The sequence below is a fragment of the Streptococcus mutans genome (assembly GCF_006739205.1).
Taxonomy (GTDB): Bacteria; Bacillota; Bacilli; order Lactobacillales; family Streptococcaceae; genus Streptococcus; species Streptococcus mutans.
Window position 1 is genome coordinate 1703946 of sequence record NZ_AP019720.1, and the last position, 11558, is coordinate 1715503.

An 11558-nucleotide genomic window follows, 5' to 3' on the forward strand; every position below is an offset into this window, starting at 1 on the left:
AACAAAGAAAAGCCTGAGACGAAAGTCCTGTCTCTTTTGTTCTACTCTCACTCTGTAACCATCATTCTGAGGTTTTGATCAATTTTCTCTGCTGTTTTGCGTCCTTCTCGAATTCCCCAAATAACAAGACTAGGACCACGGCGTGCATCACCTGCAACAAAAACCTTCTCATTTCGAGTTGAATAGTCATCATAAACACATTCAACTCGGAATTGGTCAAAGAGCGCTTTTTCAGCACCTGTGAAGCCCATAGCAAGAAGAACAAGATCTGCCTTAATTACCTCTTCAGTTCCTTCAATGGCTTTGAAACCAGGTCCAACCTTAATTGTCTTCACCGCAGTCACTTGGCCATTTTCACCAAGAAATTCTACTGTTGACGTGATATAGTCCGTCAAATCAGTCTGTTGAACAAAATCGGCTTCTTCCTGTCCATAGCCTGTACGATTAATCATAGGATATTGTGGCCATGGATTTGTTGGCAGACGCTTTTCAGGCAGTTGCGGCGTAATTTCTAATTGTCTAACACTAGCAGCTCCCAAACGAACAGCCGTACCGATACAGTCATTTCCAGTATCGCCACCGCCAATAACTAAGACATGTTTTCCTTCAAGCAAGGGCGGTAATTCGTGTGTGTCACTGTCCAAAAGATTTTTAGTCGTTTCTGTTAAGAAATCAACAGCAAATCGAATGCCTTTTAAGTCACGGCCTGGAATATCCAAGTCACGAGGAACGCTAGCTCCAGTTGCCAAGATTACACGGTCAAATTTTTCTAATAATTCTTCTGCTGTAATATCACGACCAATTTCTGTATTGGCAACAAAATTAATACCAATTGAAGCCATCGTATCAATACGGCGTTGCACAATTTTCTTATCCAATTTCATATTGGGAATACCATACATGAGCAAACCACCAAAGCGATCAGAACGCTCAAACACAGTTACACTGTGACCCAACTGGTTAAGACGCCAAGCAGCTGATAGGCCAGCAGGACCTGAACCTACGACAGCTACTTTAAAACCTGTACGCTCAATAGGGCGACCAGAATCAGCTACCCAGCCTTCTTCAAATGCATTATCAATAATAAAACGTTCATTATCATGAATGGTAACACCCGAACCATTTAAACCTTCTGTACAGGCCTTTTCACAAGGTGCCGGGCAGACACGACCTGTCATTTCTGGTAAAGGGTTAGTTCGTGTCAAGCGTTCAAAAGCACGTCTGAAATCGCCCTTATAAATCAAATCATTCCATTCAGGGATTAAATTGTCATTGGGACAACCTGAAACAGCACGACCGCCACCATAGAAAGTTCCCTCATGACAGAAAGGGATCCCACAATTCATACAGCGAGCAGCTTGCTTTTGACGTTCCTCAACTGATAAAGTTGTCTGCAATTCTTCAAAATCTTTGATACGCTCATTAACAGGACGATAGGGATTGTCCTTGCGCTCATACTTTAAAAATCCAAACGGATCTGCCATCTCATTTCCCTCCTGTTACACTAGCCAACAAAGCTTGACGCTCTTGCGCTGTAGCATCGCCGCCAGTTGCTACTTCAAATGTACGTAATTCGAGTTCATCACCACTCATGCCTTTTTGGCTGAGAGCATATTCAATATCATTAATTTCATGGAAATCACTTGGATAAACTTTGATAAATCTTTTCACCTCTTCATCCCAATTATCCAAAAGACGTTTGGCCTTGACACTTTCTGTATATTCATAGTGCTTTTCAATCATGTCTTTTAAGATGTCATCACCACGAGTTTCACCAATCTGATAAAGATCTACCATCTCCATATTGACTTTTTGAGCAAAATCACCATGAACATCGTAAATATAGGCAACACCACCACTCATACCAGCAGCAAAGTTGCGACCTGTCGTTCCAAGAATGACAGCTACACCGCCAGTCATATACTCACAACCGTGAGCACCGACACCTTCAACAACGACTTTTGCTCCTGAATTACGAACACAGAAACGCTCACCAGCACGACCTGCAAAATAAGCTTCACCTTTGACAGCACCAAAGAGAGAGACATTACCAACAATTGGTGAATTTTCAACGTCGTAGGCTGCGTCGTGCGGCGGTTTGACAATTAAGCGTCCACCTGACATAGATTTAGCAATATAGTCATTAGCCTCACCAATCAAGGTATACTCTAAACCTTGTGTAAGGTAACTCGCAAAACTTTGCCCTGCAATGCCAGTATAATGATATTTAATTAAACCTTCTTTAACAGCGTCATTACCATAACGTTCTGCCATCCAACCAGCCATGCGACTCCCTACTGAACGGTCCACATTATTGATGGTATTTTCAATAGTAACACTAATGCCTTTTTCAATAGCTGCTGCTGCAAAACCATCCAGTTCTTTCCATTGACGTTCTTCAGCAAAAGGATCTTCATTTTTCCGATCAATTGGGAAACTGTTCCCAATAACCCTTGAAAAATTAAGAGATTTTGCCTTACCTTGTGCAACAAATCTCGATTTCAAAACTTCTGCATGACCAACCATTTCATCAACAGAGCGGAAACCTAACTCAGCCATGTATTCACGTAATTCTTCTGCCAAGAAAGTCATCATGTTAATCACATGTTCTGGCTTGCCTGAGAAGTTTTTACGTAATTCTGGATTTTGTGTTGCGACACCGACAGGACAAGTATTAAGTGAACAAACACGCATCATGACACATCCAACTGAAATCAAAGCTAGACTAGCAAATGAATATTCTTCTGCACCCAATAAAGTAGCAATAGCAATATCGCGACCCGTCATTAATTTTCCATCTGTTTCCAAAGTCATACGTTGACGAAGACGATTCATAGACAAGGTCTGATGAGCTTCAGCCAAGCCCATTTCCCATGGAAGCCCCGCATCACGAACAGAATTACGAGGAGAGGCACCTGTACCACCATCATAACCTGAAATAACCACCTTATCAGCACCCGCTTTAACACAGCCCGTAGCAATCGTACCAACACCTGTACTTGATACTAATTTAACATTGATTTTGGCATAAGGATTGATAGCTTTCAAATCATAAATTAATTGTGCTAGGTCTTCAATGGAATAAATATCATGATGAGGTGGTGGTGAAATCAAGCGCACACCTGGGGTTGCTCCGCGAATTTCAGCAATCCAAGGAAAGACCTTTTGACCGGGAAGTTGTCCGCCTTCACCAGGCTTAGCTCCTTGTGCTAATTTGATTTGCAATTCTTCTGCAGACATAAGGTATTCTGCATTAACACCAAACCGTCCGGAAGCAACTTGCTTAATTTTAGAATTAATATTGCGACCATCAACTTGCGGTTTGAAGCGTTTGCGATTTTCACCGCCTTCACCAGAATTTGATTTAGCTCCGATAGTATTCATCGCTTGAGCAATGGTTTCATGCGCCTCTTTAGAAAGAGAACCAAAACTCATGGCACCAACCTTAAAACGCTTAACAATTTCCTTAGCAGGCTCAACTTCTGCTAAATCAACTTTTGGTCGTTTAGAATGAAATTCCCAAAGAGAACGCAGAGTCGTCGGTTGTTTTAAGGCCTCATTATCTAGTTCAGTTGAATATTGTTTAAAGAGACCATAGTCACCACGACGAATGGATTGTTGGAAATTATAGATAGAGCGTGGATTAAAGAGGTGATACTCTCCATCTGTCTTATACTGATAGGAACCACCAGAAGGCAAGAAATCATTGGCTCTCGGTCCAAAGGCGAAATCAACGCGTTCTAGGTATTCTTTTTCAATTTGCTTCAGACTCAAACCTTCAATACGCGTAGCTGTTCCTCTAAAGTATTGGTTAACAACATCAGCAGAAAGACCAATGGCTTCAAAAAGCTGAGCACCTTTATATCCGAGTACTGTTGAAATTCCCATACGACTCATGACTTTAACAATGCCCTTTTCGGCAGCCTTACGATATTTTTCAAAAGAGTCATTGGTCTTATCAAAAGCTTTTAGAGTTGCATAAGCCCCATAAGGATGAATAGCTGTTGCACCAAAACCAACCAAGGTTGCAAAATGATGAACTTCAAAAGCTTCCGCCGTATCAACAACAATTGAAAATTGACTTGCTTTTCCTTTGACAACCATGTAATTATTCAAACCGGAAACTGCCAACAAAATAGGAATGGCTATGCGACCTTTAGTGACTCCACGGTCTGACAAAATGATGATCTTACTGCCTTGATTAATTGCTTCATCAGCTTTTTTGAAAAGATCTTCCAAAGCATATTGCAGGCGATTATTGTCAGAATCTCCTAAGTCATAAACAGTGGATAGAGTTGTTGCCTTGTAACGTTCATCTGTTAAATTGGCTAATTTTGCAAAATCTTGACTAGAAAGGACAGGACTGTCAACTCGAACCTTGACACAATTATCAGCATTATCTTGACGAATATCGCCATCACCGCCTAAAAAGACTGTCGTTGACACCACTAATTGCTCACGAATAGCATCAATAGGAGGATTGGTTACCTGAGCAAATTGTTGCTTAAAGTAAGTAAAGAGAGACTGTGGTTTTTTCGATAATACTGCTAATGGACTGTCAAAGCCCATTGAAATAACAGGTTCCTCTCCTTTTTCTGACATGGGGAGAATAACTGTTCGAATGGTTTCATCTGTATAACCAAAAATTTTCCACATTTGGTTCACATCATAATCATTGACAATTTCCTCTTGAGCAGCAAAGTCATCCAAAAGAGTAACATTTCCTTGCACCCACTGTTGATAAGGGTGTTGTTTAGAATAATGCTCTTTAACCTCATCATTCTTTAATACCAAGTTTTTTTTGGTATCAATTAACATCATATTGCCGGGACCAAGGACCCCTTTTTCAACAACCTGACTAGGTGCTATATCAACGACACCCGATTCGCTAGAGCAAATTAAAAAATTATCTTTGGTGCGAGAATAGCGGCTAGGACGAAGACCATTACGATCCAAACGAGCCCCAACCATCTCACCATCAGTGAAAACGAGAGCGGCTGGGCCATCCCAAGGAGCGACAAAACTGGAAGCATATTCATAAAAGGCTGTTAATTCTTTAGAAAGTCCTGCATCTTTCCCCCAAGCTTCAGGTACCATCATCAATAAGCTTTGCGGAATATCACGACCATGACGATAGAGATATTCTAGACAGTTTTCTAATTTAGCAGAGTCTGAATTTTCTTCATTGTAGACTTCAATTTGATGACTATGCATCCAATTTTCAGCACCACGAAGCGTGTTGATTTCTCCATTATGCGCTAAGAAGCGGAAAGGCTGAGCACGATCCCAAGATGGGAAAGTATTTGTTGAAAAGCGAGAATGTGTTAAAGCAATGTGTGATTTGAACATTTCATCTGACAAGTCAGGATAAAACAGACGAACCTGAAAAGCATGCAGCATTCCCTTATAAACAATCGTCTTGCTTGATAAGGAACAAATAAAAAGTTCATCTGCAGCAAACGTTTTTTCCAACTTGCGGCGCAGACGGAAAAGACTATCTTCAAAAGCACACCCACTATTTGTTTCAGTAGGTTTTTCAATAAAAAGCTGCACAAAACTTGGCATGATTTCCTGAGCAGCTGGACCACAGTTGTCATAATTGAAAGGAACATCACGCGACAGCAATACATGAAAGCCTAATCTTTTGATTTCACTAATCAAACTATCTTCTAAAATTGTTTTTGCTACTTTATCTTGAGGAAGAAACAATTGGGCAACAGCATAATCTCCCAATGGTGGTAAATCAATCTCTTCTTCTTTAGCCTTCAATCTAAAGAACTCATCTGGCATGGCCAACAACATACCAGCACCATCTCCTGTATCAGGCTCTGCACCTGTACCTCCACGGTGGTTCATTCTCTCTAACATCGTTAAGGCATAATCCACTAACTGATGACTGGCAATACCATCAATTTGAGCAACAAAGCCCATCCCACAGGCATCTGTCTCAAAAGATGGATCCCACAAAGTCGTCTGCTTAGCTTTTTTAATAACCTCTCTCATACACTTCTCCTAACCAAATGTCATTATTGCTAAATTTTCGAATAAACGCCTAAATTATATCATATATTAATGAAGAAAAACAGATTTCCTCAAAAAATTCTGAAAATTCAATTATTAGATTGATTAAAAAAACAGCCAGCTATCGGCTGTTTTTTAACCTTAATAAAGATCCAAATAGTTGTCAACTTCCCATTGCGATACAAAAGCAGCATAGCTTGACCATTCAATACGTTTTGCCTCAAGAAAACTTGTATAAATATGGTTGCCTAAGGCTGCTTTAACCACTTCATCTTCTTGTAATGCTTTCAGAGCATTATGAAGAGTTGATGGAAGATCTGCAATACCTGCTTCTTTGCGTTCTTCAACAGTCATAACATAAATATTTGATTCTACAGGTGCTGGTGCTTCAATTTTATTTTCAATGCCATCAAGACCAGATTCTAAAAGAACAGCCAAAGCTAAATAAGGGTTAGCTGTAGGATCAACCGAACGCAACTCCAGACGTGTACTAACACCACGTGAAGCTGGAACACGAATCAACGGTGAACGATTGCGTCCCGCCCAAGCAATATAGACTGGAGCTTCATAACCAGGAACCAAACGTTTATATGAATTAACAGTTGGATTCATGATAGCAGTATAGCTATAAGCATGTTTTACCAAACCACCTAAGAATTGATAAGCAACTTCAGATAACTGCATCCCTTTAGGATCTTGTGGATCAAAGAAAGCGTTCTTACCATCACTGCCAAACAGAGACATATTACAGTGCATCCCTGAGCCATTAATACCAAATTTAGGTTTGGCCATAAAGGTTGCATACAAACCATGTTTACGGGCAATCGTTTTAACAACTAATTTGAAAAGTTGGATTTTATCACAGGCAGTTAAAACATCTGCATATTTAAAATCAATTTCATGTTGACCAATAGCCACTTCATGATGACTTGCTTCAACTTCAAATCCCATTTTTGTTAAGACATTGACAATCTCACGACGGGTATTATCAGCAAGGTCAGTTGGTGCTAAATCAAAGTAACCACCTTTATCATTTACTTCTGTTGTCGGATTACCAAATTCATCCATTTTGAAAAGGAAAAACTCAGGTTCTGGACCGAGGTTAAACGATTTATAACCTAGACTTTCCATATGACGCAGTGCTTTTTTCAAGTTACCACGTGGGTCACCGGCAAATGGTTCTCCTTCTGCTGTATAAATATCACAAATTAATCCAGCAACGGCTCCGTTTTCATCTCCCCAAGGAAAAACAGTCCAAGTATTAAGGTCAGGATAAAGATACATGTCTGATTCATTAATACGTACAAAACCTTCAATTGAAGAGCCATCAAACATCGCTTTGTTTGAAAGTACTTTGTCTAATTGTTCGTCAGTAGCTGGGATTTCAACATTTTTCATGGTTCCCAAGATATCCGTAAACATTAAACGAAGGAAAGTAACATTCTTTTCTTTAACTTCACGACGGATGTCTGCTGCTGTGATTGCCATAACGGCCTCCTTTTAAAAATTAAATTCCACGTTACGTATTTACATACGTAAACCACCAAGATGTTGCGTTGGGCTCGAAAAGCGACCCTGATTTCGGAGTTCGTCATGTAAGATACGTCGAACATCCGCATCTGTCAAAGCTTTTTGCTTTTTCAGAGCACGATCTTTACGATCAGCATACTCTCTCTTGATAGCCGCGATATTTAATCCTTCATCTAAGAAATCCTTAATTTCCAGTAAAACATCCATATCATTCAGCGAGTAAAGACGTCGATTTCCAGAACTACGATCTGGCGTCAATAAACCTTGGTCTTCATAATAACGAATTTGACGAGCCGTTAAATCCGTCAATTTCATTACAGTTCCAATAGGAAAAACCGCCATTGATCGTCGAAGCTCTTTTTCTTTCATGACTTTCCTCCTTTCATTGTCTATTATATTCTGAAAATTTATAGCTGTCAAGCCTATATGTCATATTTCCTGACATAAACTCTAAACTTTACTTTTTGTAAAAAATTTTCGTACTCTATCGATATCTGAATTAACAGAAATAGCAATAAAAACCCCTACAAAAGTTTCAAAAACTCTAGCACAAACATAAAGAATTGTTTCATCTTTGGGAATAGAAAGCGTAATAATAAGCAAAGCTGCAACACCACCAATAATTCCCGTCTTATTACTCATGGCCACATTAGTCATAATGGTTAACATGGTAAATATTGGAACAAAAACAACTGTAACCCAATACTGAAAGTGAAATAGATTATTGATGAGAAAAAATAGCAGTGAATAAACCCCGCCAATACTATTACCAACTATACGTGACGTCCCAAAATGGATGCTTTTATCAAAATCCTCACGTAAACTAAAAACAGCCGTTAAAGCACCAATTTGAAGGCCCTTCCAGCCAAGTATATCAAAAAGTAAAAGCACTAAAAAAACAGCTAAACCCGATTTAAAAGTCCGCATACCCAATGTAAATTTTTGGAGATCAAAATGATATTTTTTCATACTTTTATTGTAACATGATTAGAAAAAAAGAAGCTAATTGAAAACTACCTTATAATAATGTCTCAGTCTTATTTAATTTCATTGAGGCTGATATCATACACATAAAAGACGCATTATAGCCTTTCCCCAACCTTCTCAATAAAGAGGATTATTACCAGTCAATGCAGCCAAACCTGAAAGTATCCTTCCCTTGTCTCCACTGATTTTCTGAGCTCACCTTATTTGGCAAAAAATCTACTGTATGCACTAGAAAAGAGTTGCGTTCACAACTCTTTTCATCACAATATCTTCATTCTCACAAAAAGGTGGACAAATCCACCCCTTTGCTATCATTACGATTTCGCACTTTTTTACAAAATCAGGATTGAGACTTACAGGCGTACATCTTATTTTTCCGTGAGTGCAGCGAGGCCTGGGAGTACCTTTCCTTCAAGCAATTCCATGCTTGCACCTCCACCCGTACTAATCCATGAGAATTTATCTGCGCGGCCAAGGTTGATGGCTGCAGCAGCTGAGTCACCACCACCGATGATTGATTTAACACCTGGTTGTTTGACGATAGCATCCATCACACCGATTGTCCCAGCTTGGAAATCAGGATTTTCAAAGACACCCATAGGACCATTCCAAACAACTGTCTTAGCACCTGTTAATTCATCATCAAATTTAGCAATTGATTTTGGACCGATATCAAGACCAAGGAAACCTGGATCAACAGCCGCACCTTCAGTATCTTTAACTTCAGTGTAGTCAGCAAAAGCATTAGCTTCTTTTGAGTCAACTGGTAAGATTAATTTCCCATTTGCTTTAGCCAAAAGATCTTTAGCAATGTCAAGTTTGTCTTCTTCAACAAGTGAATCACCAATTTCGATACCTTGTGCCTTGAGGAAAGTATAAGTCATACCACCACCAATAAGGACTTTATCAGCTTTTTTAAGAAGATTTTCAATAACACCAATCTTATCTGAAACTTTTGAACCACCAAGGATAGCGATAAATGGGCGAACAGGATTGTCAACAGCTTCTTGAATGTAAGCAATTTCGTTTTCAAGAAGAAAGCCAGCAACTGCTTTGTCCACATTAGCTGAAATACCAACATTAGAGGCGTGAGCACGGTGAGCAGTACCAAATGCATCATTTACAAAAATGCCATCGCCAAGACTTGCCCAATATTTACCAAGATCAGGATCATTTTTAGATTCTTTTTTACCATCAACATCTTCAAAACGAGTGTTTTCAACCAAAAGAACTTCACCATTTTTAAGAGCATTAATAGCTGCTTCTAATTGTTCACCACGTGTTACACCTGGAAAAACAACTTCTTGCCCAAGCTTTTTAGCCAAATCAGCAGCTACAGGAGCAAGAGATTTCCCTTTTTTATCTGCTTCCTCTTTGACACGTCCAAGGTGAGAGAAAAGAACAGCACGACCACCATGTTCAATGATGTATTTAATTGTTGGAAGAGCTGCAGTAATACGGTTATCATTTGTAATAACGCCATCTTTTACAGGGACATTAAAGTCAACACGAACGAGAACTTTCTTCCCTTTCAAATCAACATCTTTAACAGTCAATTTTGCCATGAATATAGACTCCTTAATTTTTTTTATACATGATAATTATATCACAAAATCAATAAAAGTAACAAAGTAATTTTATTTATATTTAATAAGCGAGCGACGATAGCTCTTTATTAAGTAAAGTCATTGTTCCAATTACTGCAAGGAGGGGGAGAAGATTAGTTATTTCTTGAAAATAACCTTATTCGGGTAATCAGATTAAAATCGTTTTGCTATAAAATTTACTGCAGCTAGGTAATGAATCAAAAGAGAATATTCCAGATATTTCCTTCATAGACCAAAAAACGCAAAAATAAATCATAGTTTTATAGCAATAATTTTAACCAACACACAGTATCGCTTTTTTCAAGTTCTTAACCTTTATAAGAAAAAGAGGACCAAAGGTCCCCTTTTACAAAATAATGAGTATTATTTAGCGATTTTTGCAAAGTACTCAAGAGTACGTACAAGTTGTGAAGTATATGACATTTCGTTATCATACCATGAAACAACTTTAACCAATTGCTTGCCATCAACATCAAGAACTTTTGTTTGAGTTGCATCAAACAATGAACCAAAAGACATACCTACAATATCTGATGATACGATTGGATCTTCAGTATATCCGTAAGATTCATTTGCAGCAGCTTTCATAGCAGCATTCACTTCATCAACAGTTACCTTTTTATCAAGTACAGCAACTAATTCAGTAACTGAACCTGTTGGAACTGGAACACGTTGTGCAGCACCGTCAAGTTTACCATTCAATTCAGGAATAACAAGACCAATAGCTTTAGCAGCACCAGTTGAGTTAGGAACGATGTTTGCTGCAGCAGCACGTGCACGACGAAGGTCGCCTTTACGGTGTGGTCCATCAAGAACCATTTGATCACCAGTGTATGCATGGATAGTTGTCATCAAACCTTCTTTGATACTAAAGTTATCATGTAAAGCTTTCGCCATTGGTGCAAGACAGTTTGTAGTACATGAAGCACCTGAAATAACTGTTTCAGTACCATCAAGAACATCGTGGTTGGTGTTAAAGACGATTGTCTTAATATCATTACCACCTGGTGCAGTGATAACAACCTTTTTAGCTCCACCATTAGCATGTAAGTGTTTTTCAGCAGCTGCTTTGCTTGCAAAGAAGCCAGTTGCTTCAAGAACGATTTCTACACCATCAGCAGCCCAGTCAATCTGTTCTGGATCACGTTCAGCTGAAACCTTAACGAATTTACCATTAACTTCAAATCCGCCTTCTTTAACTTCGACATTACCATCAAAACGACCTTGAGTTGAATCATATTTCAACAAGTGTGCAAGCATGTTTGGATCTGTAAGGTCATTGATACGTGTAACTTCAACACCTTCGACGTTTTGGATACGACGGAAAGCAAGACGTCCAATACGACCAAAACCGTTAATACCAACTTTAACTACCATTAGTGATTTCCTCCTTATGAAAATCAAAAAAATTTA

7 protein-coding genes are annotated in these 11558 nt (G+C 39.0%); all 7 read right to left on the minus strand.

Annotated features, from left to right (window positions below):
- Positions 1 to 47 precede the first annotated feature (47 nt).
- The 7 genes from FNL60_RS08645 to gap all read right to left on the minus strand — a co-directional run bounded on the left by FNL60_RS08645 (position 48) and on the right by gap (position 11522).
- Positions 48 to 1484 (minus strand): glutamate synthase subunit beta, encoded by a 1437-nt coding sequence (locus FNL60_RS08645; RefSeq protein ID WP_002262483.1) that lies wholly within the window; start codon positions 1482 to 1484, stop codon positions 48 to 50.
- 1 nt (position 1485) lies between these two features.
- Positions 1486 to 6003, minus strand: a complete 4518-nt coding sequence (gltB, locus tag FNL60_RS08650) for a glutamate synthase large subunit (RefSeq protein WP_002280295.1) — start codon at positions 6001 to 6003, stop codon at positions 1486 to 1488.
- A gap of 159 nt (positions 6004 to 6162) precedes the next feature.
- On the minus strand, positions 6163 to 7509 hold the full coding sequence (gene glnA / locus FNL60_RS08655; RefSeq protein WP_002262485.1) for a type I glutamate--ammonia ligase: 1347 nt from the start codon (positions 7507 to 7509) through the stop codon (positions 6163 to 6165).
- 39 nt (positions 7510 to 7548) lie between these two features.
- The gene (locus tag FNL60_RS08660; RefSeq protein WP_002262486.1) at positions 7549 to 7920 is read right to left on the minus strand and encodes a MerR family transcriptional regulator; all 372 of its coding nucleotides are present in this window, start codon (positions 7918 to 7920) and stop codon (positions 7549 to 7551) included.
- Between the two features lie 81 nt (positions 7921 to 8001).
- A complete protein-coding gene (locus FNL60_RS08665; protein ID WP_002280294.1) occupies positions 8002 to 8520 on the minus strand; it encodes an FUSC family protein in 519 nt (172 codons plus the stop codon).
- 386 nt (positions 8521 to 8906) lie between these two features.
- Positions 8907 to 10103 carry a phosphoglycerate kinase gene (locus tag FNL60_RS08670; RefSeq protein ID WP_002280293.1) on the minus strand — a complete coding sequence of 399 codons (1197 nt, stop codon included), beginning with the start codon at positions 10101 to 10103 and terminating at the stop codon, positions 8907 to 8909.
- 405 nt (positions 10104 to 10508) lie between these two features.
- Positions 10509 to 11522, minus strand: a complete 1014-nt coding sequence (gene gap, locus FNL60_RS08675; RefSeq protein WP_002262489.1) for a type I glyceraldehyde-3-phosphate dehydrogenase — start codon at positions 11520 to 11522, stop codon at positions 10509 to 10511.
- Positions 11523 to 11558: the final 36 nt, after the last annotated feature.